The sequence below is a fragment of the Streptococcus hongkongensis genome, from assembly GCF_053206145.1.
The window spans coordinates 1-26,529 of record NZ_JBRUGD010000007.1 but is presented as its reverse complement, the minus strand read 5'-3'; the positions used below and the strand labels follow the sequence as shown (position 1 = coordinate 26,529).

Annotated in this window: 24 protein-coding genes and 2 pseudogenes; 15 read left to right on the top strand and 11 right to left on the bottom strand. The window is 35.8% G+C overall.

What is annotated here, in order from left to right; genetic code table 11:
* The 6 genes and pseudogenes from ACVRZD_RS05415 (at position 1) to ACVRZD_RS05390 (ending at position 5,177) form a co-directional block, all read left to right on the top strand.
* Positions 1 to 837: a class II fructose-bisphosphate aldolase gene (locus tag ACVRZD_RS05415; protein ID WP_037627174.1), complete on the top strand. Its 837-nt coding sequence runs from the start codon at positions 1 to 3 to the stop codon at positions 835 to 837.
* Positions 838 to 1,530, top strand: coding sequence for a triose-phosphate isomerase (locus tag ACVRZD_RS05410; RefSeq protein ID WP_037627176.1), 693 nt, complete (start codon positions 838 to 840; stop codon positions 1,528 to 1,530).
* A 1-nt stretch (position 1,531) separates the two neighbouring features.
* Positions 1,532 to 2,053, top strand: a complete 522-nt coding sequence (locus ACVRZD_RS05405) for a YjbQ family protein (protein ID WP_037627178.1) — start codon at positions 1,532 to 1,534, stop codon at positions 2,051 to 2,053.
* Positions 2,054 to 2,473: 420 nt separating this feature from the next.
* Positions 2,474 to 3,313 (top strand): annotated as a pseudogene (locus ACVRZD_RS05400) (SSURE domain-containing protein); the annotation flags it as partial.
* A gap of 140 nt (positions 3,314 to 3,453) precedes the next feature.
* Positions 3,454 to 4,146 carry a response regulator transcription factor gene (locus tag ACVRZD_RS05395; RefSeq protein WP_037627181.1) on the top strand — a complete coding sequence of 231 codons (693 nt, stop codon included), beginning with the start codon at positions 3,454 to 3,456 and terminating at the stop codon, positions 4,144 to 4,146.
* The gene (locus ACVRZD_RS05390) at positions 4,143 to 5,177 is read left to right on the top strand and encodes a sensor histidine kinase (protein WP_037627184.1); all 1,035 of its coding nucleotides are present in this window, start codon (positions 4,143 to 4,145) and stop codon (positions 5,175 to 5,177) included. The genes ACVRZD_RS05395 and ACVRZD_RS05390 overlap by 4 nt, the downstream gene beginning before the upstream one ends.
* Before the next feature lie 51 nt (positions 5,178 to 5,228).
* Here ACVRZD_RS05390 and ACVRZD_RS05385 read toward each other — a convergent pair whose 3' ends face one another.
* Genes ACVRZD_RS05385 through ACVRZD_RS05370 form a run of 4 tightly spaced genes read right to left on the bottom strand, consistent with a single transcriptional unit; the run spans position 5,229 to position 8,168 of the window.
* A complete protein-coding gene (locus tag ACVRZD_RS05385; protein WP_037627187.1) occupies positions 5,229 to 5,990 on the bottom strand; it encodes a DUF2705 family protein in 762 nt (253 codons plus the stop codon).
* On the bottom strand, positions 5,987 to 6,895 hold the full coding sequence (locus tag ACVRZD_RS05380) for an ABC transporter ATP-binding protein (protein ID WP_037627189.1): 909 nt from the start codon (positions 6,893 to 6,895) through the stop codon (positions 5,987 to 5,989). The genes ACVRZD_RS05385 and ACVRZD_RS05380 overlap by 4 nt, the downstream gene beginning before the upstream one ends.
* The gene (locus tag ACVRZD_RS05375; protein WP_037627193.1) at positions 6,892 to 7,098 is read right to left on the bottom strand and encodes a PLDc N-terminal domain-containing protein; all 207 of its coding nucleotides are present in this window, start codon (positions 7,096 to 7,098) and stop codon (positions 6,892 to 6,894) included. Before ACVRZD_RS05375 ends, ACVRZD_RS05380 begins: the two co-directional genes overlap by 4 nt.
* Complete coding sequence (locus tag ACVRZD_RS05370; RefSeq protein WP_037627195.1) at positions 7,095 to 8,168, bottom strand: helix-turn-helix domain-containing protein; 1,074 nt, start codon at positions 8,166 to 8,168, stop codon at positions 7,095 to 7,097. Before ACVRZD_RS05370 ends, ACVRZD_RS05375 begins: the two co-directional genes overlap by 4 nt.
* 236 nt (positions 8,169 to 8,404) lie before the next feature.
* Between ACVRZD_RS05370 and ACVRZD_RS05365 the strand changes: the two genes are divergently transcribed.
* Genes ACVRZD_RS05365 through ACVRZD_RS05350 form a run of 4 tightly spaced genes read left to right on the top strand, consistent with a single transcriptional unit; the run spans position 8,405 to position 11,694 of the window.
* Positions 8,405 to 9,283 (top strand): ABC transporter ATP-binding protein, encoded by an 879-nt coding sequence (locus tag ACVRZD_RS05365; protein ID WP_037627197.1) that lies wholly within the window; start codon positions 8,405 to 8,407, stop codon positions 9,281 to 9,283.
* Complete coding sequence (locus ACVRZD_RS05360) at positions 9,280 to 10,017, top strand: ABC transporter permease (protein ID WP_037627199.1); 738 nt, start codon at positions 9,280 to 9,282, stop codon at positions 10,015 to 10,017. Before ACVRZD_RS05365 ends, ACVRZD_RS05360 begins: the two co-directional genes overlap by 4 nt.
* Positions 9,981 to 11,096, top strand: coding sequence for a sensor histidine kinase (locus ACVRZD_RS05355; RefSeq protein ID WP_052128163.1), 1,116 nt, complete (start codon positions 9,981 to 9,983; stop codon positions 11,094 to 11,096). Before ACVRZD_RS05360 ends, ACVRZD_RS05355 begins: the two co-directional genes overlap by 37 nt.
* Position 11,097: 1 nt before the next feature.
* Positions 11,098 to 11,694: a response regulator transcription factor gene (locus ACVRZD_RS05350; protein ID WP_037627202.1), complete on the top strand. Its 597-nt coding sequence runs from the start codon at positions 11,098 to 11,100 to the stop codon at positions 11,692 to 11,694.
* A 63-nt stretch (positions 11,695 to 11,757) separates the two neighbouring features.
* Here ACVRZD_RS05350 and ACVRZD_RS05345 read toward each other — a convergent pair whose 3' ends face one another.
* From ACVRZD_RS05345 to ACVRZD_RS05330, 4 genes are all read right to left on the bottom strand, one after another.
* Complete coding sequence (locus ACVRZD_RS05345; RefSeq protein WP_037627217.1) at positions 11,758 to 13,203, bottom strand: FAD/NAD(P)-binding protein; 1,446 nt, start codon at positions 13,201 to 13,203, stop codon at positions 11,758 to 11,760.
* Positions 13,204 to 13,683: 480 nt separating this feature from the next.
* Entirely contained in the window at positions 13,684 to 14,838 is a 1,155-nt protein-coding gene (locus ACVRZD_RS05340; RefSeq protein WP_230588973.1) for a DUF4153 domain-containing protein, read from the bottom strand.
* Positions 14,839 to 15,034: 196 nt separating this feature from the next.
* On the bottom strand, positions 15,035 to 15,250 hold the full coding sequence (locus tag ACVRZD_RS05335) for a helix-turn-helix domain-containing protein (protein WP_037627204.1): 216 nt from the start codon (positions 15,248 to 15,250) through the stop codon (positions 15,035 to 15,037).
* A gap of 15 nt (positions 15,251 to 15,265) precedes the next feature.
* Positions 15,266 to 15,733, bottom strand: coding sequence for a DUF2975 domain-containing protein (locus ACVRZD_RS05330; RefSeq protein ID WP_037627207.1), 468 nt, complete (start codon positions 15,731 to 15,733; stop codon positions 15,266 to 15,268).
* An 877-nt stretch (positions 15,734 to 16,610) separates the two neighbouring features.
* On the opposite strand from ACVRZD_RS05330, the gene ACVRZD_RS05325 reads away from it, so the two are divergent.
* The 3 genes from ACVRZD_RS05325 to ACVRZD_RS05315 all read left to right on the top strand — a co-directional run bounded on the left by ACVRZD_RS05325 (position 16,611) and on the right by ACVRZD_RS05315 (position 21,582).
* A complete protein-coding gene (locus ACVRZD_RS05325; RefSeq protein WP_447450338.1) occupies positions 16,611 to 17,816 on the top strand; it encodes a peptidoglycan bridge formation glycyltransferase FemA/FemB family protein in 1,206 nt (401 codons plus the stop codon).
* Positions 17,817 to 18,388: 572 nt separating this feature from the next.
* Positions 18,389 to 18,682, top strand: coding sequence for a hypothetical protein (locus ACVRZD_RS05320; RefSeq protein WP_052128165.1), 294 nt, complete (start codon positions 18,389 to 18,391; stop codon positions 18,680 to 18,682).
* Positions 18,683 to 18,903: 221 nt separating this feature from the next.
* Positions 18,904 to 21,582: a transglutaminase domain-containing protein gene (locus tag ACVRZD_RS05315; protein ID WP_447450337.1), complete on the top strand. Its 2,679-nt coding sequence runs from the start codon at positions 18,904 to 18,906 to the stop codon at positions 21,580 to 21,582.
* Between the two features lie 183 nt (positions 21,583 to 21,765).
* Here ACVRZD_RS05315 and ACVRZD_RS05310 read toward each other — a convergent pair whose 3' ends face one another.
* Positions 21,766 to 22,215 (bottom strand): GNAT family N-acetyltransferase, encoded by a 450-nt coding sequence (locus tag ACVRZD_RS05310; protein ID WP_037627647.1) that lies wholly within the window; start codon positions 22,213 to 22,215, stop codon positions 21,766 to 21,768.
* 380 nt (positions 22,216 to 22,595) lie between these two features.
* Between ACVRZD_RS05310 and ACVRZD_RS05305 the strand changes: the two are divergent.
* Positions 22,596 to 22,788, top strand: a pseudogene (locus ACVRZD_RS05305) (aminoglycoside 6-adenylyltransferase); the annotation flags it as partial.
* 60 nt (positions 22,789 to 22,848) lie between these two features.
* Here the strand turns inward: ACVRZD_RS05305 and ACVRZD_RS05300 are convergent.
* The gene (locus tag ACVRZD_RS05300) at positions 22,849 to 23,412 is read right to left on the bottom strand and encodes an LOG family protein (RefSeq protein ID WP_037627642.1); all 564 of its coding nucleotides are present in this window, start codon (positions 23,410 to 23,412) and stop codon (positions 22,849 to 22,851) included.
* Positions 23,413 to 23,759: 347 nt separating this feature from the next.
* A complete protein-coding gene (locus ACVRZD_RS05295) occupies positions 23,760 to 24,956 on the bottom strand; it encodes a YSIRK-targeted surface antigen transcriptional regulator (protein ID WP_037627640.1) in 1,197 nt (398 codons plus the stop codon).
* Between the two features lie 231 nt (positions 24,957 to 25,187).
* Here ACVRZD_RS05295 and ACVRZD_RS05290 point away from each other — a divergent pair.
* Positions 25,188 to 26,529, top strand: a 1,342-nt coding sequence (locus tag ACVRZD_RS05290) for an alpha-like surface protein (protein WP_447450336.1), incomplete at its 3' end; no start/stop codon positions are given.

Sequence of the window (26,529 nt, the reverse complement as noted above, 5' to 3'; positions counted from 1 at the left end):
ATGAAAGTTAACATGTCCACTGTATTAGGAATAGCAAAAGACAATAATTTTGCTATTCCTGCAATGAATTATATTGATTATCCAAGTGCCAAAGCCTATTTAGAGGCTAGTCAAGAATGCAAGCTACCTTTGATTTTAGCATTTGCCCAGAGCCACAGTGACTGGCTTTCTCTAGAAGAAGCTGCTTGGATAGGTAAACAGATTCAAGACATTGCTGAAACACCAATTGTTCTTCATTTAGACCATGGGCAAGATATTGATTTTATTAAAAAGGCAATTGATCTAGGGTTTAATTCGGTTATGATAGATGCTTCTTTAGATAGTTTTGAAGAAAATGTTCGCAAAACCAAAGAAGTGGTAGACTATGCGCATCAGCATCAGGTAGATGTAGAGGCTGAAATTGGTTTTGTTGGTGCAAATGAAAACCTTGAAAATCATAAAATAGTTGAATCGGTATATACTAGTGCAGAAATGGCTATGCAATTTTATGAGGAAACAAAAGTTGATTCTTTAGCCATTTCGATTGGAACAGCTCATGGTATTTATAAGGGAATCCCTAACATTAATTTTGAACGTCTCCATGAGATTGCTAAAGCCTTGCCGATACCGCTTGTTTTGCATGGAGGCTCCTCCTCAGGAGACGACAATTTGAACAGGTGTGCCACTGAGGGTATCTCAAAAATCAACATTTTTTCTGATGTGATTGCGGCAGCTTATCAACAAAAAGATGAAGACTTTGTAAAGGATTATCCAAGTTTAACAATTGCTATGAAAGAGTCTATGAAGCAGGTTTTAATGCATTATTATGATGTCTTTGAAACGAAGGAGGTTGACTAGATGACTGTTGATATAAAAACGCCATTCTTTATTTTTAATCCCAAGTCCTATCTATATGGTGAAGATTTGTTGGAGCTTGCAATGAAAGCAGATCAACTTGCTAATCCAGACATGACACTTTTTGTAACGGGACCATATGCAGATTTAGCAAATATTAAGTCTAAGACAAAAAATATTATTGTAACAGCACAGCATTTGGATGGGATTGAGCCAGGTAGAGGAATGGGAGCTGTATTACCCAAGTCTTTGTCGAATATTGGTGTTGGTGCGGTCTTTCTTAATCATGCAGAACATCCTTTAACTCTATCACAATTGGTAAATGCCATAAGAGAAAGTAAAAAGGAAGGTTTGTTAACCATCGTCTGTGCCGATTCTGTAGAAGAAGCAAAGGCCATTGCGATGCTAAATCCAGATATTGTATTATGTGAACCAACTGAACTAATTGGAACTGGTCAAGTGAGTTCCAAGGATTATGTGGCTCAAACCAATCAGGCTATAAAGGCTATCAACCCTGACATATTAGTCATGCAAGCGGCCGGAATTTCAAGTGCAAAACATGTCTATGATGTGATTTTAGCTGGAGCAGATGGTACAGGTTGTACGAGTGGCATTGTGACAGCTGACTCACCTGAGCAAATGTTAACAGATATGATACAGGCCCTTCAAGATGCTAAAGTTGACAAAGGAGACTAAAATGAGTGTCTTTCAAAAAACGTTTTCTCTAGAAACCGTAGCTAATAGGGACTCCTATTTCAATATTACAGAAGATGTGGCGCGTGCTATTCAAGAAAGCAAGATAGACAACGGAATCTGTTTAATTAGTACCCCTCACACAACTTGTTCCATCTTCTTTGAAGAATGGACGCATGATCAGGATAGTAATGGCGATGACTTTTTAAATTTAGATTTATCTGTAGGACTAGAAAAACTCTTTGCGCCTCATGATTCCACCGATGTTTACCACTACCCCGGAGAAGAGCATTATAAAGCAGTTGAATCCTGGCCAAATCCAGAACGATGGTTGCCAAATGGTGATCGAAAAGCCTTATGGAATGCTGATGCACACTTAAAGGCCACGTTAATTGGCTCTAGTGAAACGATTCCTCTTGTTGGGAATCAATTGGCAGTCGGGAAAACAGGTTATGTCTACTTTGTTGATTTTGATCGCACCCGCCAAAGGACTAGAAAAGTTAATGTAACAATCATTGGTGACTAGATCAGTTGTTGTTACAGTGCCAACTATTCTAACAATAGAAGAAAAAAACTCTCAGAGACTGTCGGAAAAACTCGGTTGGTCTTAGGGAGTTTTTTGTTGTGACTTAACGAAATGCTAAGTCCTAGTTAAGATTTACTTAATAATTGACACAGAATTGCTTAAGAAGTTCTTGTTACACTAGATTTACAAAAACGAAAAGAGGTAATGACAATGAAAGATGAACAAATTAAGGTTTCTGTGAAACAGACAATGTCGCATAAGATAGCTGGTCTAGTCCTTGCAAGTAGTGCCTTATGCTTGGTAGCTATGTCAAATCCAGTCGCTGCTGACCAAAAAATGGGACAGTCACAGCAGATGATGACAATGATGATGGGTTCTACATCTGACAAGGCAGCGAAGGAATCCCTTATGATGGTATTTGATCATATAGAAGTACCTGCTGACTATTTAAAAAATGCCCAATTCCCTGGGCCATTCACAGCGGGTCTTAACCAAGTGATTCCTTATGAAAACTTTGGTGGTGATGGGATGTTAACGCGTCTCCTCTTGAAATCTTCAAAAGGAGCAGCTTGGTCAGATAATGGTATGGCTATGAATCCGGCCCTCTTACCAGTTGAGAATTTAGAAAAAGGCATGTATTTCTATCAGGTCAAATTAGACGGTAAAGCAGGAAAATTACAAGACATGGCTTTACTGGATCATTTAAAAATGTTTGGTACAATGACTTACAAGGCAATGGTTGAGGTGTATGGTGCTAAAGATGGTATGGCAGATATGTCAAATAAAATCGCAAGTAAAAATGTCATGATTACCTTAAACCATTCAACGACAGACAAAGAGGTTAAAGAGGGCCTTATGTCAATGGTGAGCAAGACAGCAAAAGTGCCAGTTAAGTACCTTGAAAAAGCTAAATACCCTGGCCCATTTACAGCGGGTGTTAATCAAATTATTCCACTAGAAAACTTTGGTGGTGATGGTATGCTAACACGTCTACTCTTAACATCATCTAAAGGGGCAGCCTGGTCAGATAATGGTAAAGCCAAAAATAAAGCCCTCTTACCTGTTAAAGACTTAGAAAAAGGACGTTATTTCTATCAAGTTCTTTTAGATGGTAAAGAAGGGATGTTGCAAGATAAAGCCTTACTAAAAAAACTAAAAGCAAATGGCAAGATGACCTACAAAGCTAAGGTAAAAGTCTATGGTGCCAAAGATGGCAAAGCTGATATGACAAATATGATTCAAGAAAAAATGGTTAGCTTGATGATTCAATAAGGCTCTTTGTGACCGTCCATAATTTGTCTTCAGCAGAAAGGTCCCTATTAAGCAGGCTATGGAGCTTTAATAATGATAGTGTTATACTTAAAATGGTATAACACTATTTTAACGAATGAGGATAAGTGATGACAGAAAAGATTTTATTAGTTGATGATGAACTTGAAATCATTGATATCAATAGACGGTATTTGGAAAAAGAAGGCTATGAAGTTGCCATTGCAACAAATGGTTTAGAAGCCCTAGCTCTCGTCAAGCAATCTTCTTTTGCAATGATTATTACAGATATTATGATGCCTCACATGGATGGTTATGATTTCATTAATGAGGTGTTGATGATAAAGCCAGAGCAAGCCTTTCTTTTTATCACGGCCAAAGTTTCAGAACCAGATAAAATTTTCTCACTCAGTTTAGGAGCAGATGATTTTATCTCAAAACCCTTTAGTCCAAGAGAGCTTGTTTTGCGAGTTAATAATATTTTAAGACGGATAAGAGGAAGTCGGCAAAACACTGATGAGTTGACAATTGGTGACTTGGTCATTAATCAGATGACAAGAGAAGCCCGTCTTGCTGGCCATCATTTAGACTTGACTAATAAAATCTTTGATTTACTTTGGATTTTAGCTAAACATAAGAATCGTGTTTTCTCCAAAACAGAACTTTATGAACGGATTTGGGAAGACAATTATCTGGAGGATGCAAATACCTTGAACGTCCACATCCATAGTCTTAGAACTAGTCTGTCCAAGTACAGCACAGCACAGTCACCAGTTATTAAAACAGTTTGGGGGCTTGGTTATAAATTGGAGGACAAGGAATGAAACTAAAATATTATATCTTGATTGGTTACCTTGTTTCAATTGTGATCACTGTTGCAGGGGTTTTTGTAGCGGTCAGCCATATGCTGATTAATAGTAAGGAAGTGACTTCTATTTTAGTCATTACCATTGCGGCAGCAACTGTTGGTAGTTTGGTTAGCCTATTGCTCTTGAGTAATGTCTTTTCTTCTCTAAAAAAATTGAAACAGAAAATGCAAGCTATTTCAGCCCGGCAATTCAAAACAGAAACACACATCAAAACGCCTTTGGAATTTAAAGAGTTGGAAGCCAGTTTTAACCAGATGTCGCAGGAATTGCAGGAAACCTTTTTGTCTTTGGAGGCAAGTGAGAAGGAGAAGTCAATAATGATTGCTCAATTGACTCATGATATTAAAACGCCAATAACATCAATTCAAGCAACAGTAGAAGGGATTCTAGATGATGTTATCCCAGAAGAAGAAGTCAGACCCTACTTAAAAACGATTGAGCGACAAACCGAGCGCCTGAACCACCTGGTTGAAGAATTGAACCTTGTGACTTTGGATAATTTGAGTCAAGTCATTAGGGATAATCATGAAGAGGACATTTATTTAGATAAGCTTTTTATTGATATCCTTTCAGAATTTCAACTAGTGATTGAACAAGAAAAACGAGACATCAACATTTCAGTTAGTCCCCAAGCAAGCAAGGTAAAAAGTGATGCCACAAAGCTATCTCGCATCATCTTGAATTTAGTGACCAATGCTTTTAAATACTCCCCTCAAGGCACAAGCTTAGAGATTAAAAGTTACCTCGTTGATGATCTTATTCATATAGATCTGATTGACCAAGGTCATGGGATTAAAGAAGAGGACTTGCAAGCCATTTTCAACCGTCTCTACCGTGTTGAACCTTCTCGTAACATGTCAACAGGAGGCCATGGCTTAGGGCTATACATTGCTAAGCAATTAGCCCACCAAATAGGCGGAGACATCCTGGTCAAAAGCACCTACGGCCAAGGTAGTCAGTTTACAGTCCTCTTACCAAGTAAGTAGGATTACAGTGCAAAACAAGAGAAAAAGCCCATCCGGGCTTTTTTTATATCTTCACACCTCTGATTTGTTAAAAATGATAATGGCGACTGCTAGACTGATGATGGTTAGTAGAATGACGATTAAAGTTGGTTTGAAGAGATCTCCAATTTGAGCAGTACCTGCCAGGTATTTATCTTGATTTTGGATGAGGAGCAATGGGTTGTAATCTTTAGTGACTTTTGAAAAGCCACTAGCAAAGCAGGCGACTACAAAAGCCAAAGTTCCTAGCAAGACACCAACAGTTTTCCTAAAGAGAACTGACAAGAGAAGAATCAAGCTGATCAGGAAAATCCCCATTAACCATGAAGCTGCGTAGACCAAAATTTTATCATCACCTTTGTTATTAAAGTAATAGAGGGTATAGCCATATTGAATAAAAGCTGATATCACATAAGAACTTGTCCAAAAGAAGCTAATCATTGCAAATTTTGACAGGATAATGGCATGCTTAGACAGGCCTTTTGTAATCAGATTAATCAAGGTTCCCTTCAAAAATTCTTGGGTTAAGGTACTACTAAAGAGGAAGACTAGGATGACTAAGCCAAGCTGATCAACATTTTTGAAAAATTGATTATAAGAATCAAGGTAGGTCGGGTCTGGTACAGCATCAGCTAGTGCTTTTGGCAGAAGTCCGGCCATTATATCTGGCATCATGACAGCTGTGAAGGGGCCTAAGATACCAAAGATCGCAAAAACAATCAGAATGGCTAAGCCTTTATGGGTTCTAATCATTTCCATCCACTCTTTTTTAAGCATTACTTGCAAAGATGTCATGCAATTACCTCCAAATAGAGATCTTCTAAGCTATTATCAACCAGATCCAGATAGCTTGGGAAAATCTTTAATTCTAACAGTCTTTGATAAAATACCTCGAGCACTTGACTAGATTGGCTAGCGTCAGCCTGCTCAAGTGTGACTTGGTAGTGGTTATCTTTTTTGATGACCGGCAAGGTCTTGCCTAATTGCTGCGCTTCTTCTACAGAAATCTTAACTAAAACCCTCATTTGGGAAGTTATATTGTCTTGTGCCTTGGCCTCTCTTAAGGCGTCTAAGTCATAGATACCATGTTTAGTCAGAACCAATACATGATCGCAGACTTTTTCAACGTCTGATAAAATGTGAGTGGAGAAAATAACCGTTTTTTTACCTCGCAAGCTTGAGATAATATCTAAGATATCTTGGCGTCCCTTGGGATCAAGGGCTGACGTGGGTTCATCACAAATCAGAATTTTTGGGTCATGGATGAGTGCTTGCGCTAAGCCGAGACGTTGCTTCATCCCACGGGAAAAGGTGCCGATTTTGGCCCTATTACCAGCAAGGCCGACGGACTGAAGGAGCTCGTTGATATCTAGCGCGTGTTTGCTCTGACTTAAACCAGCGCAGAGTTGTAGATACTCTGTAGCCGTCATATAATCGTAGAACTCTGGCACATCAGGTAGGTAGCCGATGATTTGGTTAGTTTTGGTGTGTCCAAAACTAACCTCTTGCCCAAAGACTTTGATCGAGCCGCTATCACAGCTCGTCAAACCTAAAATCATTTTGATGGTCGTTGTTTTACCAGCGCCGTTTGGACCAACAAAGCCATAAATCTGGTTTTCTACTAAGTCTAGTGAGACATTATCTAAGATTAATGTATCGCCAAAGGCTTTATGGAGCTCACTAATTTGGATGGCTGTCATTGGTTTTTCCCTTCAAGTATTAAGAATGCAATGGGTCCAAATAGATTAACAAAACAGATAATCAATACCCAAACGGGCTTGTTTAAGTAGCTGGTTTTTTTGAGGCGACGCAATTTGATTAAGGCAATGATAATGAGGATGCCTTGGAGGATAAACAGTGGGACTAAGAAAGGGATTAGGTTTTCAGGGATAGTTGTGTTCATTTTCTGTAGGCCTCTTTCAGTTCTTGAATTTTTTGGAGAGCTTCTTTATAGCTATTCTCTTTAGCTAGTGTATTTAATGGAGTGACTTGTAGACTGGCTTCAATTTGCTCGATGACGGCTAATTTACTGGTCAGAGGTTGAATGCCCATGGGTAAATTAGTTAACCATTCTGAGATGGCATAGAAGAAATCATCGCCATGGAGTTCAAATTGATTAAGCAAATTTTCTAGACTAATGACTAAGTGATTAATGTTCTCAATGGCTTTGTCAGGATAACTAATGCAGTTATGGACTGCTAGGGCGTAATGACTTCGGATAGCTGTATTGGGATGGAGATTTTCGATATCAAAGATGGTCATCAATTTTTCCAGCCTTTGGCTAATGGATTCTTGCTGCTGTCCATCATCATAAGCCAATAGGCTTGATAGGTATTCACAGAGAAGGAGGACCTGCTGATAACTCTCAACTTGTAGTACTTGTCTGGCCATGGGCAAGTTACCTTTGGCTGCGTAGCTATTGGCTAAAAACAGTTCTTCTCCCATTTTGTAAGGACGATCTTGATAAAGAGTGATAATGTCGTCATAAGCTTGGTTTTGGAACAGGATGACTGTTTTTAGTGTCATGGCAGCTTGCAAATCAGACTCCACGTTGGTTTTGCTGATGATCCGGTTGAGTAAATTTAAAGACCAATCTTTAGTATTTAAGCTATTTGGCGTGTTTAGAACAACTTGGACGAGCATAAGGATGACTTTGCTATCATTAATATACTGTCTGGATAAGTGGTCAATTTTCTGGAAAAAGTCTTCTTGATTTAGCAGTTCCTTATCTTTATGCAAGATGTTGATGAGTTCCTTACGCTCATCAGCTGTTAATAGAGAATGGAAATCAACCAGTTCATCTAAGGTCATATCAAATAGCTTTGCTAGTTGAATGAGGTAATCAATGTCTGGTTTAGCTTGATTGTTTTCCCATTTTGAGATGGTCGACTTAGTGAGATTTAAATAATCACTTAAATTTTCCTGAGTCATGCCAATTTTGATGCGTTCTTTGTAGATATTATCACCAATCATTTTTACTTATCCCTTTTACTTTATAGCCCCATTATAAAGTTTCCCGATGAGAAAATAAAGTTCTAATTTCGAAATCATGTTTTGAAAAAGTTTCCTGAAAAGAAAGCTGGGATTAAGAATTCATTTTTTATCATACGATTCTTAATGACAAATGTCATGTTTAGTGATGACATTTTGTACTAACTTCTAAATAATATAATGTTTATACTAAATCTAATGTTAAGGAGGCTATGAAAATGATATCTATAAATCATGTTGGAAAGACTATTAAAGGGAAGAGTATTCTAAATGATATTACGCTTAAAATAAACAAGGGTGAATGTATAGCATTAATTGGACCCAATGGAGCGGGGAAATCTACACTAATTTCTTGCATTCTTGGTGATAAAAATGTAACGACTGGTAGCATTAAGATTAATGGTAAGTCACCTCGTGATCAATCTGTTAAGTCACAAATTGCCATTCTTCAACAAGATAATACAATTCCTAATAATCTGAGGATAAACGAGCTGATAAACTTTTTTCAATCAATTGCCAAAAATCCGATGTCTAAGAAAGAAATTGATGATCTACTCTGTTTCACTGAAAACCAAAAAAATCAATTTGCTGATAAGTTGTCAGGTGGACAACGACGACTCTTATCCTTTATTCTTATATTAGTTAGTAAAGCAGATATTTTGCTCCTAGATGAGCCAACAGCTAGCATGGATACATCGACCCGAAAACGGTTCTGGGAAATTATTGATTTACTAAAGACAGAAGGAAAAACAATTCTTTATACCAGTCATTATATTGAGGAAGTTGAACATACTGCCGATCGTATTCTTATTCTTCATCAAGGGCAATTACTTCGCGACACGACACCGTATAGCCTAAGAAGCGAGAATAAAGAGAAGGAAGTAACATTGCCAATTCGCTATCAGAAATATCTTCTCCATCAAGCTTTTATTAAGGAGTTGCAAATTGGGAAAGATAGTTTACATTTTAAGACAGAATGTATTGAAGAAGTTTGGAAAAATTTACAAAATCAAGGATTATCTATTAGTGACATTCAGATTCAAGATAAATCATTATTGGACACCTTATTTGAGAAGACGGAAGGGAATAACCTATGAAAGCTTTATTGAAAATTGAGTGGATTAAATTATGGAGAGAATGGCCAATGCTAATATTAGCAGTAGGTATGCCTGTTGGTTTCTTTCTTTTTTACTCAGGAATGACGATGTCCCCTTCTCCAGAAGTGCAAAAAATATTTGTAAGGTCTTATATGTTAACAATGACAGCATTTTCTATGTCTAGTTTTGGTTTTTTCTCGTTTCCAGCTATGCTTTTTGAAGATAAAAAAAATCATTGGTTAACCTACTTGGAGCATGCAAACATTTCAATGTCTCAATATTACTTATCTAAAATAATACGAGTATACTTCAATTTTACCTTTTCAATTTTGGCAACTTTCCTTGTTGCTGCATTTATGAGACATGTGGAGATGTCCTTTGAAAAGTGGTTTGGTACAGCGATTCTTTTATTATTGACAGGTATTGTTTTTCTTGCAATAGGCTTATTAATTGCTCAAATTCCATCTCCTCAATTAATGTCTATTGTAGGCAACGTGTCCTTCTTATTGTTGGCTATAATTGGTGGTTCCTGGATGCCTATTTCAACATTTCCAAAATGGATGCAAGCTATTTCTAAAGTGACACCGACCTATCACGTTAACCAAGTTGTCACTCATTTTGCAGATAAAGGAAGTATATTATGGAATTCCTTGCTTATTGTTATTAGCTATGCCATAATAATAGTAATTTTAGCAATATGGATAAAGCAAAAGAAAGAAGTGACAACAGTTTGAAAAATTGGAAATGGGAGCATCCTCTCTTTTATGTTCCTTTAGTTTTTTTAGGATTTCCTATACTTGGTGTCTTTGTTTTTGGCTATCCCATGTGGACACTGATTTTAACAGCAATCTTTACTATGTGTTACATTTATCTGGTTCATGCGCAAATTTCAAAATGGACTAACCTAGTTTGGTTGATTCTGCTGGCCTACATAGTCTATATGTCACTTTTTATTAATAGTGGTATGCTATGGTTCTTCTTCTATGTTAATTCTTTACTAGTTTATCGTTTTCAAGATACGTTAAAATCCTTTAGATTCATTTCCCAAGAGGTTGTCAGTATTTTAACTCTCCTTTACGGAATTATTATGGGCTATGATTTATCTTTTATCTTCATGGCTACTTTTCTACTCATTGTTAACATTTCGATGTTTTTCTTTTGGACGATTGAAATGAAGAAGGATCAGGTTGAAAAGGCTTTATATGAAAAGAATAAATCTATTAATCTTTTATTGGCTGAAAATGAACGAAACAGAATTGGCCAAGATTTACATGATTCCTTAGGGCATGTTTTTGCCATGATTTCAGTTAAAGTTGATTTAGTTCAGGAACTTTTGAATAGAGGAGACATAGAAAAATCAAAACAAGAAGTAGCTGATTTGCAGCTGATATCCAAGTCAGCTATGAAAGATGTTAGAGAGTTGGTTACAGGCTTGCAAGAGCATACGATAGCTAGTGAATTAATAATTTTACAGAATATGTTAGAATTAGCTGGAATCAAACTAGACGTAAAAAATCAAGAGGCAGCTCAAAGTTTAGAAACTAGTCTTCAAAATCGTGTTAGCATGATACTCCGAGAACTGGCAAATAATCTTATCAAACATAGTCAAGCACAGCATTGCTTTTTAACATTTCAAAAGGAGGATCAAAACTTTTGCTTGACCTATCAAGATGACGGAGTTGGTTTTTCTCAACTGACTGGTCAGGAATTGCATAGCATCAAAGACCGTTTAGTACCAATTGAAGGGGAATTAACCATCAGTTCGCTGGGGCAACCCACCCAAATTGACATTATTATACCATTGAGGAATTAATATGAACTTATTAGTAGCTGAAGATCAATCTATGCTTAGAGATGCCCTTTGTCAGCTCCTTGAATTTCAAGAGGAAGTTGACAGGGTCTTTCAAGTAGCAAATGGAAGTCAAGCCATTACATTACTTCAAAAAGAATCCATTGATGTGGCTATCTTAGATATTGAAATGCCTGAAAAGTCAGGTTTAGATGTCTTGGAATGGATTCGGCATAATAAAGATATCAAAGTTATCATCATGACAACCTTCAAACGGCATGGTTATTTTAGACGAGCTCTAAAAGCTCAAGTTGATGGGTATGTCCTTAAAGACCGTTCGATTTCAGAGTTAATGTCAACTATTCAAACGGTTCTTTCTGGCAAAAAAGAATATTCTCCAGAATTGATTGAAGATGTCGCCATATATGCTAATCCTTTAAGCACCAGAGAACAAGAATTGTTAAATTTGGTAGCTCAAGGTGCATCTAATCAAGAAATTGCGGAAGAACTCTTTCTTTCTAATGGAACAGTTCGAAATTACATGACCTCATTATTTACCAAACTCAATGCTAATAATCGCACAGATGCAGTTCGGATTGCTCAAGAGAAAAATTGGTTATAAGAAATCATGTTTTGAAAAAGTTTCCTGATAAGAAAGCTGGGTAAAAGAAAAACCAAGTCTCTCTTAAAGACTTGGTTTTTTGATGCTATCATTTACTGCGCGTTCTGCCATTTTTTGGATTTTGATAGTGGAATTGTTTTGGTAAATAATCCCATTAACTAAGGCACCATGTGCAAAGAGTGTTGGTATTGAGCCGTACTTAGGTGAGATGACTTGCATTGTGTCTGGGTCGACAGATAAGCCGCCAAGTTCATCAATTTGAGCTAGCTTTTCCTTCACTAAGTCCTGTAAAAGGGGGCTGGCCTGGTCAACTGTTTTATCAGTCAGTTGATAGCCTGTAGCATTAATAACCTTGTCAGCAACTAACGCATCGCTCACTAAGAATTGGTCCCCATGGATTTTGATTTCCTCAACTCCAGAAATAATCTTCAGCCTGCCTTGTGCTGCCGCTTCTAAAATGGCTTGGGCAGAGGCTTCAGGCATAGGGTTTCGTAAATTCACGATGGCTTTTCCATAGTTTTCTTGGTAGGAATGGCGGTCCGCAGGGGACATTAAGGGCCAAAGGTCAGTTAAACAGTCCACCAGCCTGGATGCTAGTTGCTGCAAGTGGTAGAGCTGCTCGGCCATGTCAAGCGACAGCTTGATACCAGCAATCCCTTCTGACAAGAATTGGCTTTTGGTCTCTTCCCAGTTACTGAAGCCCAGTGCTTGTAATTCTTTTTGGAAAAGAGCATCAAGTTCTTGATAGCTAAGGTTTTTTTGATCAATGAGGGATTGGACCGTCTGGTCTGTCAGGTGGTGCCAAGACAGTTTTGGGCCTTCCGTGATACGGACGGTCGGGAAGTAGTTGCTTCGTGAGAAGGCGGTGATAGTGGCCGATGTTTGAAGGATGAGCCATTTGATGACATCAACAGCTGCTAGTCCAGTACCAATCACGGCTACGTGAGAGTTATTCCAGTTTCTTGTGGCCAATTTCTGCTGAATGGGGTAGGGGTCGGCTATATAGTTAGGGCGGCCGGTTAACTGATAGGGATCAGCGACGGGAAGTTCTCCGCAGGCTAAATGAATTTGGTCAAAGAGTTGAGGGAAAGTTTGGTCTGAGATGGTTAGCTGCCACTCTATTGCAGTTGGTTTGTATGAGATATGATCCACGGTCTGATTGATAATAGTGACGGGGAGTTGGGCAATCAGTTGATTAGCTCGCTCGCTCATATATTTGCCGTAAAGGGCACGTGAGGTATAGGTTACAGTTGTGTCGTACCTATTTTCCTTAAGCCAGTCCATAAAGTCAGACATGTGCTGGTAATCAAATGAAATATCATCCAAAGGAGAATTGATTAAAGCAGAGTCATCATCTTTTTGAAAAGGGATACCACGTCCAAAATGTTTCTGGTCGTCAAAACAATAAATGTCCAGTTCCTCTAACTGATCTTTTTTCAGACGGGAAATTGCCAGCAAAACAGCTAAACCACTAACACCCATCCCAATAATTGCAATCTTTTTTGTCAACATGTTATCCTCCGCCTATTTATCATAGCATAAAAACGAGGTTAAAATCAGTTTTTTTTACAAGCTTATTGTGAGCTTGGACCACTTTTTGAACCAATACTTGAATAGTTGATTGTTAGAAAGAACCAACTAGATAAAAGTGCTAGCTGTATCGTAAAATCTCTGGCACTTTATCTGAATCTCTCTGACTATGATAATTTAAAATATCAAAGATCAGATTAAGCATAGTAAATGAAGAAAAAAGATTCAAGAAGTTTTACACCTCGTAGGACTTATAGAATTAGTGGCTATTCCAACTTTAATTGCCATTTCCATTGCAGTTACCATTTATATTGTCTTGCTTTGTGTTTGCCTCATAACATTTTTTCATTAAATACTGATAGAAATAACTCAAAATATTAACTCGCTTTTTCTAATGAGTTAACTTAACTATACAAAAAAGCCTATTTGATAGGCTTTTTGTGTAAATTAGTAGCTATATTAATAGAGTAATAAGGCAAATAGGTAGGGTAGGCAACTAAATGAAATAATGCTATAGAATAGACCATACCGGATGGCTTGAAAGGGTTTATGGAGTCGAGTAATGGTAAGTACTGTCCAAAAAATGAGGACGGTAATGAACCAACCAGAGATTAGGCGAAGTGGTGTTAACCCATAGAGCAGGATATAAATACCAAATAGCTTCCAAGAGGCTATGAGGGCAAAGACTAATGTATAGCTGAATAAAATAGTTAACATGCTTTTTCCGAATTTTGTATTCCAAATAGGAATACGGGAGAAAAAGTAACTTGCTACTAGCGTTACAAAATTGAGCAGTGCGACACGAACAAGTTGCCAAAAGCCTGAAACAGCTGTGTGGGAAGCATTCTGTGGACTGATATGTTGGACTTGAAAGAGGGATTGTAAATCAAGAAAACTGATCATTAAAAATAGAGAATAGATCAAGCATAAACTACCAATAATGAGATAGCTACTAAAGAGTGGTAATATGCGATTTTGATTGAGTTTTTCTTGAACAGTTTGGAAAGTGATTACTGATCTGGACTTACTAATAAGTGGTCCAACGATTAGTCCGTAAAGGTAGGCTCCTAAAGGTATTGAAAAAATCAAATATATGAAACTATCGACAAAGGAATCAAACCAATAAATTTGTGAAAAAAAGGTCTCAAATAGACTTGCCCAACCATTAGTCACTTGTTTAAAGGTAGTAGAGACTTCTTGCAACTGACTGATAGCAAAGAAGACAAGACTTAGGGCTACAAAAATTGAACCTAAAGCAGTTACTACTAATAGTGGGGTTCCTGAAATTCTCTTTTGGAGGTTAGGCAGTTGGTTTTTGAGAATTTTTGACCGGTATCTAAAGTGTTTCATTGGAATTGTCCAGAACCCATGCCATGCATCTAAGAGAACTAAGCTACCAAATCGTCCTTGAATAAAGCTGTGGTTTCGTGACAAGATATAGTAGAGTAAGGTTAGATGCAGAGTAAAAAATTGAAGGACGATTAATTCTTCTGGGAATCCCCAAAGTCCAATAGCTAAGAGCTGTACTAGCAGGGCACCTAGAAGTAAGTTTTCTTCTGGTGTTTTTTGTCTAAAATGCTGACGGAGGTTGTGAATTGGTTGATTTATTTCCACAAGGATGATTATCAAGAGATATGATAATACTAAGTAAAAGTTACTCTTTTGAAAGACGTTTACGATATAGAAATAAGCTGGGATAAAACTGAAAATGGCGCTCAATTTAAAGTGTTTGAGGTCGGCATCTGAGTGCTTTTGAAAAAGTAATGGGGCTATTGTTTTTTTATTGGATGGTTGAGGGTTCATGCTAAGCTTACTCACTTTCATTATCAGGGACATACTCTAAAATGTCCCCTGGTTGGCAGTTTAATTCACGACAAAGAGCATTTAAAGTAGAAAAACGAATGGCTTTGGCTTTATTATTTTTTAAGATGGATAAGTTGGCGGGAGTGAGATCAATCAGTTCTGCTAACCGTCCAGCACTGATGCGTCGTTGCGCCATAACAAGGTCTAAATTAATATAAATCATAAGGCTCCCTCCTTCTTATATAGTGTAATCAATTTCATCTTGAAGCTCGACTGCTTTTCCAAATGCATTGCGAATGACACGGATAACAAGGGTTAGGGAAATGCCAGCGGCTGTTATGAGAAGTACAGGGATGTAAGTAGTTGCCCCAATGATAAAGGATAAAAGGGTAATAGCTGCTGCTTCCCATCCTAAAAGTTGAAGAGTACGAACATTTTCAATGATAAAAATGAGATTATGTCCAAACCGACTGACAAGTTGATATAAGTGAAAGATGAAAATCAAAGAGAGAAAACCAATACCGTAACCGAGAATTAGCATGGTTAAATAGCGTTGCGTCCCTCGGAGGAGTGGTGAGGGGTAAATGATTGCTAAATCAACAACCCAGGTTCCTGTTGATAGTAAAATAATAGCTCCAATAAAAAGGGCAACCAAAGCAATCTTGGTTAAAGTAATACTAAAATCTTCATAAGTCTTCATGGTCATACACTATCTCCTAATTTAATAATTGACTATAGTATAACACAAAATTATCGAATATCAATAAAAAAATATTGATTTTAAATAAAAAACAAATGATAAACGATATGTTTTAGTAGAATCTATTGAGAATTATTATCATTCAGACTAATAGCAATAATAGCAGTGATAGTTATTGCAACGATGATTTATTAAGTGATGTATTGCTATCTAGTCTAATTTTTATAAGAAAAAAGCCTTTGAATAAAGGCTTTTTGACTGTAGCAATTGGCATACTAGCAGTAATTTTCTGATTTGGAAAGGCCTTTGGAATAGCTAGCTGCGGAGGTCACTAGAAATGATATAGGGATCGGTTTCTAATAGATTGACAGTTTTATTGTCCAACTCATTAATTAACATCTGGCAAAAAGTTGATTTACCTGAAGCACTATGTCCGTAAATTCTAATAATAAGGTTTTGTTTTTTCCTAATAATCTCTTTAATATCAGTTAGGTGGTGTTTAAAGTTATCCATTACGTTCCTCTCATATATGGCTGTAAGTTGAACGAATTACTAGTGTCAACTTATTTTCCTGATGTATATGATTACTATCATGGAATAAAAGAGGGTAAATGAGGGGGCAGATATCAATGGTATTTGTAAAAAAGAGTAGCTCAAAATAAATGACGACTCAGAAATAAGATGACTTTTTATGTAAACTGTATTTACAAATGTCCAAATTGTTAGATACACAATAGAACAATTCCTTAAGTAAAGATTAAAAATTAAGGAAAGAGGTGGTTATTTGTCTAAATATAATACTAATAAGAACTAGTTTTTTCTCACTTGTGATATAATAAATAAGAATTTTGAGAAGAAGGAATTTTAAAAATTGACAATATATGTGACAGATGAAAAACTAGATAAAACCGAATTCGATTCATTTGTTGAAGCAAGTAACTATGGTAATTTATTACAGACAACTAGTTGGGCCAGAGTAAAGAGTGATTGGGAGTCTCGACAAATTATGTTTTATTCCGAACCTAATCATGAATTGGTAGCATGTGCTTCTTTGTTAATCAAAAGGATTTTTAAAAAAATCAAAGTGGCTTATATACCAAGAGGACCAGTAGTTGATTATAGCAATCCAGACTTAGTGGTTAGTGTCTATGAAGCCTTGAAAAATTATGCTAAAAAAGAAAAAATCGTATTGGTAAAATGTGATCCAAGTTTTCTATTTGACAGAAATGATTCAAAGCAAACGGATTATTGTATGCAAACGATTAGTGCATTAAAAGCAATTGGCTATAGTTGGACAGGATTGACTATGGACTTGTCTGAAATGGTTCAACCACGTTTTCAAGCTAATAAGTATCTGACTGATCAATCAGTGACAGATTATAAAAAACATGCGAAGCGATTGAAAAATAATGCTTCTAAAAAAGGTGTTGAAATTATTAGTGGGCTTGAAGATGAAGTTAAGGTATTTTCTGATCTTGTGGTCTATACGGAACAAAGAAAAAATATTAGACTTAGAAATTTTGATTATTTTAAAAAAATAAAAGATAGCTTTGGAGAAAAGGCGGTATTTTATTTTGCTCAAATCGACATTAGCAAGCAACAAACAATTTTGACAAATCGGTTGTCTGATTTAAGTAAAGCAATAGAAGATACCCCCCTAAATCAAAAAAATCGATTAAAAGATTTAAAACAACAAGAACTTTCGGTTATTAAGCAGCGTGAAGAGTTATCTCATATTGAACAGTCGGACACTGACAAGGTTATTGTTGCTGGTGTTTTAGGCATTCACTATGGTTCAGGAGTAGAATTACTATACGCAAGCATGGATGACCGGTTTAAACAGTTTTATCCCCAATATTTACTTGATATGGAAATTTTTAATCGATGCTATCAAAAAGGACTTAACTGGGCCAATATGGGAGGAGTTGAAGGCAACCTCGAAGGTGGACTATCCACTTTTAAACTATCTTTCAATCCAACCATTGAGGAATATATTGGAGAATTCAATTTGATTGGAAATAAATCTCTTTATTACATAGGAAAAAACCTATTAAAATTAAAGAAACACCTAAAAAGATTTAAAAAATAAATGAACTAGAACGAAAAGAATAGCACATGAAAAGTAAAGGATTTAGCTCTGTACAGTACAGGACTAAATCCTTTTAACCTTACATTGATTTATTTGTTGTTGTCAATGATCAGTAACTTCTTGATTTTGAGTTTAATAGAATATTATTAAAAAAATAGATTTTTTTTGGGAATAAAAATCTATTTGTGCTATTATAAATTTAGAAAATAATAAGTTATGGTTTATGAGAAATCGGAATTAATTGACTGTTTGCAGTAATTATTAGTGATATTTAGCTTCTTTGATTAGTAGGCTAATGTGCTCGTTACTAATTGTATGATATTAGTGTTATCTATTCTAAAAAAATATTAACGGGAACATAAGAGGACAATGACTCTTTACTTTCTCAAACTCTTCTTATCGAAAGTATATATTGCAGCATATGATCACATTTACCATCTCATTATTATTTGGTGCACCACTTAAACACGGTTTGCTAATGAAGTCTATTTATTTTAATTCAGAAGGAGTGTATGTAAATGATTATTTGGAAAAGATAAGGGGGACTCGTAATAGTAGTAGCAGCTTTGTCTATGGTAACATTTGTTGGATTAGTTTATATGATATATGGAGCTGCCCCATCAACGGATACCTACCAAATAAACCTTAGTAAACTTCTGAAATTTTTGTTTTGGATTCCTGCGCTTTATAATTTTATTTTAGAGAAAATTTTTTGTAGAAAAGAAAAAGAGATAATCACCACTGATGAAAATGGCAAAGAGTATATAATTAACAATTATAGTTCTTTATTTTTTATTAGGAATAAATATTGGACAATAATCTTATTAGTAATTTATGCTTTCATGGCTTTTATAGCACATCCCTAAACCTATTATCCTTAATCTACTGCTTTTAAATATTCCTTATTTATATTATCCAGTATAGATTAGGAATATTTTTTACTTTATTTTAATGGATACAGAGAAAAATTCAATAAATTAAAGGAGATATAAAAAATATATTTGTATAATGTTGTTGTTTCAATATTTTTAATAATATATTTTGATATAATAACATTAAAGAAATTAAGTGATTGTAAGAGGTTTATATGCAAAAGTATGTTAAGGGTAATAAGTTAGATAATTCTCAGATGAAGCAACGATTTTCACTAAAGAAAGTTAAGCATGGTCTTGCATCTGTTTTAGTTGGATTATTATTTTTAGGTTTCTCTTCATCAACAGTTTTATCAGATGAATTGACAAACACTGGGACGACTACAAAATCAGATCTATTAGACTCTGTTTCTCTCGGCTCAGTAACTGATTCGAATTTAGTGACAACTGATCAATTGATAGATTTAGATCAAACGCTTGAAGCAAAGAACATGGGGATCGTAAAAGAGGTAACTTCTCCGAGCTTGGTTGAGCCGCAAGCTGTAGATTCAACTAATGGAATGGTTAGTGGCTCTGAAAAAACTACTGAAATTGCAAGCTCATCTTCAATGACTAGTGCCAACGATGCCAATGTTGGCGTTATGACAAAAGAAGAAGCGGCGACAATGTTTAAAGATATCAGTAGCTTCACAAGCAAGCGAAATGAAACTGATTTTAATATCAATATGGGAAACCGTGATGATAAGGAAGTCGGATTTGGAGTGAAAGAAGTTGAGCTTAAACCGGGTCAAGAATACACGATTTCATTTAAAGATGGTGATGTAATCAAGACTCCAGATTTATACCTATATCAACCTTATCCAGGCATTTTTGAAAAGGCCGATGGGGCTGTTGAAGGAACTAATTCAAATTTAACTGCTGTAACCTATGATCGCAATAATCGTACCATCAAAGCTTTAACCTTGGATAATGATGCAAGTGTTGAAGTTTGGACCCATTATAATGATAGACTTTATCGTTTACACATAAAAGTTTTAGGTAAAAATTATGTTGACTATATCGAAAAAGTCAAAGAAACTGAGACTAAAGCAAATGAAATTATTGCAGATTTTAATAAGCTTGTTTTGCCAACGGAATATGACAAGGTTAAAGTAGCTCATGACTGGATTATCAAAAATGTAGAGTATAATTATGAAGCATTAACGGTAAGGTGGAGTTGGACAGATAGTCATGCCTATGGTCCATTAGTTTTGAATACAGCAATTTGTGGTGGCTATACACTAGGATTAAAATATCTCTTACATAAATTGGGGATTGAATCTTATTATATAACTGGGTATGTATCTCCAAGTGCAATTGCTCAAAATGGCTATCATGCCTGGAATTTGGTTAAATTAGATGGAAAATATTATCATATCGATAGTACATGGGATGACCAAACAAAAGATGGAATTAAAGGAATTTGGAAGTCCTATGATTACTTCTTGTTATCTGATAATTCCATTCAAGAAAAAAAACATCTTAGTGACAACCAAGTTCACAGTGCTGATGATGGAGACTATATCCTAAAATATATTAAGAATATCAACAATTTTGCAAGTACCTTAGGAGATGTTGCAACTGCCATAAATAATCAATATCAAAAGAATGAGTATCTACCTGGCACTCTGAGTATCTCTATTCCGAAGATAGCAACCGAGGAAAACACTGTTGAAGAGATGAAAAAACTCATCCAAGATAATTTTTTGACAAAAGATGGCAAACGGTTAACGGGGGTTATTGAGAGACGTGAATTCAGTACAGTCTATAGTTACTTATTCCACTACACTGATGAAAACAAGGCAGTCGATCCTGTGTTAATCAAAATTGGTGAGGCTAAAGAAGGGCAAGAGGAAGCCATTAAAGCTTATGAAAACTTCTATAATCCAACAGTGACATCTGAAAGTGGCGTGGATAGTCAATCGGAGAAAAATACAAGTAAAGAAGCAGAAACGCCATCAGAAGTCACAGTTCAGCCAGAAACTCCTGAGTCAAAAGAAACGCCATCAGAAGTCACAGTTCAGCCAGAAACTCCTGAATTAAAAGAAACGGCTCAAGAACCTGAAATGGAAGTCACCCCCCCAGCTCAGCAAGCAGAAACGCCATCAGAAGTCACAGTTCAGCCAGAAACTCCTGAAACAAAAGAAACGGCTCAAGAACCTGAAACGGAAGCCCACCCCACATCTCAGCAAGCAGAAACGCCATCAGAGGACACAGTTCAGCCAGAAGCTCCTGAGTCAAAAGAAACGGCTCAAGAACCTGAAATGGAAGTCCAAACTCCAGCTCAACAAGCAGAAACGCCATCAGAGGACACAGTTCAGCCAGAAGCTCCTGACTCAAAAGAAACGGCTCAAGAACCTGAAACGGAAGTCCACCCCCCATCTCAGGAAGCAGAAACGCCATCAGAAGTCACAGTTCAGCCAGGAACTCCTGAAACAAAAGAAACGGTTCAAGAATCTGAGACGGAAGTCCAATCCCCAGCTCAGCAAGCAGAAGTTTCCTCTCAAGGAGTCATAACACAACTGAAATATAAATCTCCAAGTCAGTCATTACATATTGGTAACCTTGGTCAAGGTTCAGAGTCTTATGAACAAGCGCCAGTAATGACAGAATTACCTAAAGGTGAATTTGCTGTTGGAACCTCTAACGAGAATAAGTCATTGATAAAAGAAGAAAACAATAGAAAGCCAGTAGCAACTCAACAGCAGTCTACTAAAGTTGCTAATAAACAGGTTAGTCAGCAAAAAAGTTCACCTTCAAGAGTTGAGAACAAGGGACTTTTCGTTGTTGGAGCAGTCTTACTCCTTATGGCTAGCTTGGCTGCTGTTACTTTAGGACGCAAAAAAAGATCATAAAAACCTTGAAGACTGATCATTAATAATCATGTTGTTTAGAGAAGACGGGTTAGTATGTTTAGTGTCATCATTAGTCTCCGCTTAAAGAGAAGTTTGCTCACTACAATTAACAACCCGTCATTTGACAAGCCAAAAAGCCTTTCTTTAAAGGCTTTTTTGCATAGTATGATGAGCCAAGAAGAATTAGCAAGAGTTGGTGAGTGGTTTAATTAAATGTGTCTCATCACAGAATTCATAACCATGTTTAGGATAAAAATGGTAAGATTCAAACCATTGTTCAAAAGGCTCACCTAAATGAATTCTGATATGTGTTTTACCAATTGCCTTTAAATATTCTTCTGCAAATACTAATAATTTACTACCCATTCCTTGATGTTTTAAACTAGGTTTAATAAAGAGACGATGTAAGTTCACTTCGTCAGAATTTATTATTGAGGAATATGCAATTGAACCAATAACACGATTATTCTCATCTATATCTATCCAAAATTTATCACCATTTTTAAAGTATTTATTTTCTATATCTAAGAGGTCAGGATTTATACTAGGCACTCTACCTAGTTTATCTTTTGCTTCCAAAACCATAAAAATTAGATCATCACGATATTCTTTTTGATATTCAATAATCTTCAATTTCCTATACCTCAAGATCAATAATATATTCTTTGATTACTGTCATAACATAAGAATTTTAATATGGTTGCTCTTGTTTGGGTAATCAAGATTAGTAGTAATACCTCGTAGGTAGGGTCATCATTTAAAGGAAATGACTATAATTGAACAAGGATATAGGGTGATACAATTTTAACTTTTGGCTATTTGGCATCAATAGAAACGTGTGAAATAAGATATTAAGAGCTTTTATTCTAGAATTAACCACTAGATTTTATGACATCAAATGGCGCTAAATGATACAATGCTTTGTAAAGTTAATGGGGACAATAGAAGAGTTATTCAGAATATAAATACAGTAGAAAATTATGGTATCATAAAAAACATAGGAGATAATCCATATGAGAGATGAACATGAAATATTTGATTTTAGTGCTGAGTGTTGCAAAACAAGATGATAGAATTGAAGTTATTTTATTGAATGGGTCCCGTGCAAACCAAGTAATTCCGAAAGACAACTCTCAAGATTATGATATTGTATTTGTCACTAACTTTATCGAAGCTATTATTGCTGATTCGACTTATTATAAACAGTTGACTATTTAATGTGAATCAATTTAAAAAGCTAACGACAATGAAATCGTTAGCTTTTTGTTAGGTCTGATTACTGATTTTTGTTGCTTTATAGTCCTTAATGAACGTTTCAATTTCAATGATATCATCTGAAAATAGCACATTATTCCTATCATTTTGACTTAAGAAGCCCTCAGAGACCATTTGATCAAACATGTTTTCTAGATGATTGAAATAACCATTGATATTAAAAAGAATACAAGGATTATCATTTTGACCAATTCGAGACCAAGAGATGACCTCTGATATTTCTTCTAAAGTTCCTGGGCCACCAGGCAATGCTATGAATGCTTCGCCTAGAGACAACATTAGTCCTTTTCGTTGTGGCATATTTTCTACAACAACTAATTCTGATAAATTAGTGTGAGCAATCTCTCTATCTTTTAGAAAAGTAGGCATAACACCAATTACTTGGCCACCACTATTAATAATGGTATCGGCGATTACTCCCATTAAACCAACTTTTCCTCCGCCATAAACTAAGTCATGATTATTCTTAATCATCCATTCACCAAGTTCGACTGTTTTCTGTCTGTAGATTGGGTTACTTCCATTACTTGCACCACAAAAGATTGTTAGTTTCATTATTCAAATCTCTTTTCTAGTTTATTGTTACACATTTAAGCTATCATTTACTAATCTGCTGAATAAGATATTTTTTACTTATAACAAATTTGAATGACAATATGTGGTCTGAATAATTGCCATACTTCTGGGACAAATGTCGCAATAAATCATCTTTCTACAAGTAAACATACCCAGTTAAAGCAAAATTATAAAGGTTTAAAAGTTAGTGAAATCGAGGAACTTGTCGTTTTTTATAAAAGTGAATAAAGGAAAATAAATTTTCTAGAATAAAAGTTTTAATATTTCAATCAATAAGTGCCATTCATTTTTTATAGAATAATTAATAGTGTCAGGTAGAAGCGCATCTATTTTGGTGGATTAACTTTTTGTTGATACTTTAATGGACTTATCCCAACTAACCTTTTGAAAGTTCTAGAAAGGTTGGAGGGAGTTGAAAATTGCAATAAATCCGTAATTTCGGTTAAAGACTTTCCTTCATTTAATAATTGTTTTGTAGCTTCTATTTTTAAATTGAGAAAGTATTGTTGAATAGTGATGTTTTTTTCTTGTTTGAATAGCTTTCGTAATTTAGATTCACTCATATGGAACTGTTTAGCAATCGCTTGTGTCTTTATATTATTATCGAGATTATTTTTTAGATACTGTATGATTGCAATAACTGTTTGAGAGTGTGGGGAGACTAAGCTATTATTTATGTGGCCAATTTGTTGCGTGTAGAATAGAATAGCTGTGTCACGAAGTTTTAGAATTTCTGTTAATACTTCTGCTTGTTCGGTTTCCTTAACAAAATTGTCTCGTGATCTATAAGCTGTTTCTATATCGAGTCCTGATTGGATTGCAGTTTGGGAAAGGCGGTCATAAACCATGATAGAATAATTTTTCTCGGACCGTAGTTCATCCCCACTGAGTGTAGCTGAAATCGCGTGACTTAATTGATTCACAGTCTCTTTTAGTACCAACTCATCACCAGTTTTTATGGCTTGCAAAATACTATCTTCATAATAATATTGATATTCATATGTGCTGGTGTTATTTTGGGATAGTTGTCGTATTTTATCTGTATTTAACGCTTCACTCCAGTTTTTTGTATGTAGATGTAAAGGATCTGACAGTCTATCTTCAACAGACCCTGTTAAAGTATAATTTATTAAAATAAGTAAATCTCTAATTTGATTAAGTGAAAAAAATGGTAAATGAGAAAGACTTTCAAAAAAATAAGTTTGTTCATTTTCGGTGATTTTGAGGGTGGACATCTTTTGATTAAAAACTGAAGAGTCAATGAGGTTACTTCGCCATGGACCGATTATAATGTAATATTGGTCGAGATGATAGGCAAGAAATAACTCTCCTAAAGAACCGTGATGAAATATAAAATCATTTTTAGTATTATCAAAATTACTCAGAATAAGAGTGTGATTATAGTAAAGAGAGATAGTTTTATCGGACTTGTATTCAGCTACGACTGAAAAAGACTTATCACACACAACAATACCCAACCCGAGAATACTATGTAATGATTTTAATAGTAAAAAATCGACCATAAAAGTTCTCCTTTATAATAATTGTAAAAAATCTTACAATAAAGTCAATAAACTCGACGAGAAATACTGGAAATGTCAAAAAATATTAAAAATGTCAACAATTTTTTTTAAAAAATATAAAACAAACACATCTAAAACGTTAAAGATATTTTAATGTCTATATTTTAATTGTAACATAGAGATAGTATATTTTTATACAAAGTTTAATTATATATAGGACAGGGAGAAATTATGTTTAGAAAATCACAAAGTAGTAATTACGATACTTCTCAAGCGAAACAGCGCTTTTCAATTAAGAAATTCAAATTTGGAGTTGCATCCGTACTAATTGGTCTTAGTTTTTTGGGTGGGGTTACACAAGGTAATCTTAATATTTTTGAAGAGTCAATAGTTGCTGCATCTACAATTCCAGGGAGTGCAGCGACCTTAAATACAAGCATGACAAAAAATATGCAAAATGGTCATGCTTTTATTGACTTATATGATGTAAAAAATGGGTTGATTGATCCTCGAAATTTGATTATATTAACTCCATCAACTTATTCTTCGACATATTATATTAAACAAGGTAGCAATTATTATAGTAACCCAAGTGAGATTACATCAACTGGTTCTGCATCTATTACTTATAATATATTGGATGAGACTGGGGCTCCTCATGTAAAAAGCGATGGACAAGTTGATATAGTTAGTGTCACTTTAACTATTTATGATTCAACAACCTTAAGGAATAAGATTGAAGAAGTTAGAACGAATGCAAATGATCCTAAATGGACAGAAGAAAGTCGGACTGAGGTTTTAACAGGTTTAGATACAATCAAAACGGATATTGATAATAATCCTAAGACGCAAACAGATATTGAAAATATAATAACGAAAGTAACTGATTTAGAAAAACTATTAGTCACACCAACGCCTGATAAAGATAAGTATGAACCAACTGGTGGCGAGACAACAGTGCCACAAGGAACCCCGGTATCCGATAAGGACATTATAGATCTCGTTAAGATTCCAGATGGATCACAAGGAGTGCCAACTGTAATTGGAGACCGCCCTAATACGGCTCAGCCAGGAGACTACCCAGTTACTGTAGAGGTTACCTATCCAGATGGGACCAAAGATACAGTAACAGTGACAGTTCACGTCACACCAACGCCTGATAAAGATAAGTATGATCCAACTGGTGGTGAGACAACAGTGCCACAGGGAACTCCGGTATCCGATAAGGACATTACAGATCTCGTTAAGATTCCAGATGGATCACAAGGAGTGCCAACTGTAATTGGAGACCGCCCTAATACGGCTCAGCCAGGTGATTACCCAGTTACTGTAGAGGTTACCTATCCAGATGGGACCAAAGATACAGTAACAGTGACAGTTCACGTCACACCAACGCCTGATAAAGATAAGTATGAACCAACTGGTGGCGAGACAACAGTGCCACAAGGAACCCCGGTATCCGATAAGGACATTACAGATCTCGTTAAGATTCCAGATGGATCACAAGGAGTGCCAACTGTAATTGGAGACCGCCCTAATACGGCTCAGCCAGGAGACTACCCAGTTACTGTAG

Coding starts and splice junctions, on each gene's coding strand:
- ACVRZD_RS05415 (WP_037627174.1), top strand. CDS start 1: ATGAAAGTTAACATGTCCACTGTATTAGGAATAGCAAAAGACAATAAT.
- ACVRZD_RS05410 (WP_037627176.1), top strand. CDS start 838: ATGACTGTTGATATAAAAACGCCATTCTTTATTTTTAATCCCAAGTCC.
- ACVRZD_RS05405 (WP_037627178.1), top strand. CDS start 1,532: ATGAGTGTCTTTCAAAAAACGTTTTCTCTAGAAACCGTAGCTAATAGG.
- ACVRZD_RS05395 (WP_037627181.1), top strand. CDS start 3,454: ATGACAGAAAAGATTTTATTAGTTGATGATGAACTTGAAATCATTGAT.
- ACVRZD_RS05390 (WP_037627184.1), top strand. CDS start 4,143: ATGAAACTAAAATATTATATCTTGATTGGTTACCTTGTTTCAATTGTG.
- ACVRZD_RS05385 (WP_037627187.1), bottom strand. CDS start 5,990: ATGACATCTTTGCAAGTAATGCTTAAAAAAGAGTGGATGGAAATGATT.
- ACVRZD_RS05380 (WP_037627189.1), bottom strand. CDS start 6,895: ATGACAGCCATCCAAATTAGTGAGCTCCATAAAGCCTTTGGCGATACA.
- ACVRZD_RS05375 (WP_037627193.1), bottom strand. CDS start 7,098: ATGAACACAACTATCCCTGAAAACCTAATCCCTTTCTTAGTCCCACTG.
- ACVRZD_RS05370 (WP_037627195.1), bottom strand. CDS start 8,168: ATGATTGGTGATAATATCTACAAAGAACGCATCAAAATTGGCATGACT.
- ACVRZD_RS05365 (WP_037627197.1), top strand. CDS start 8,405: ATGATATCTATAAATCATGTTGGAAAGACTATTAAAGGGAAGAGTATT.
- ACVRZD_RS05360 (WP_037627199.1), top strand. CDS start 9,280: ATGAAAGCTTTATTGAAAATTGAGTGGATTAAATTATGGAGAGAATGG.
- ACVRZD_RS05355 (WP_052128163.1), top strand. CDS start 9,981: ATGGATAAAGCAAAAGAAAGAAGTGACAACAGTTTGAAAAATTGGAAA.
- ACVRZD_RS05350 (WP_037627202.1), top strand. CDS start 11,098: ATGAACTTATTAGTAGCTGAAGATCAATCTATGCTTAGAGATGCCCTT.
- ACVRZD_RS05335 (WP_037627204.1), bottom strand. CDS start 15,250: ATGATTTATATTAATTTAGACCTTGTTATGGCGCAACGACGCATCAGT.
- ACVRZD_RS05330 (WP_037627207.1), bottom strand. CDS start 15,733: ATGACCATGAAGACTTATGAAGATTTTAGTATTACTTTAACCAAGATT.
- ACVRZD_RS05320 (WP_052128165.1), top strand. CDS start 18,389: ATGGTAACATTTGTTGGATTAGTTTATATGATATATGGAGCTGCCCCA.
- ACVRZD_RS05315 (WP_447450337.1), top strand. CDS start 18,904: ATGCAAAAGTATGTTAAGGGTAATAAGTTAGATAATTCTCAGATGAAG.
- ACVRZD_RS05300 (WP_037627642.1), bottom strand. CDS start 23,412: ATGAAACTAACAATCTTTTGTGGTGCAAGTAATGGAAGTAACCCAATC.
- ACVRZD_RS05295 (WP_037627640.1), bottom strand. CDS start 24,956: ATGGTCGATTTTTTACTATTAAAATCATTACATAGTATTCTCGGGTTG.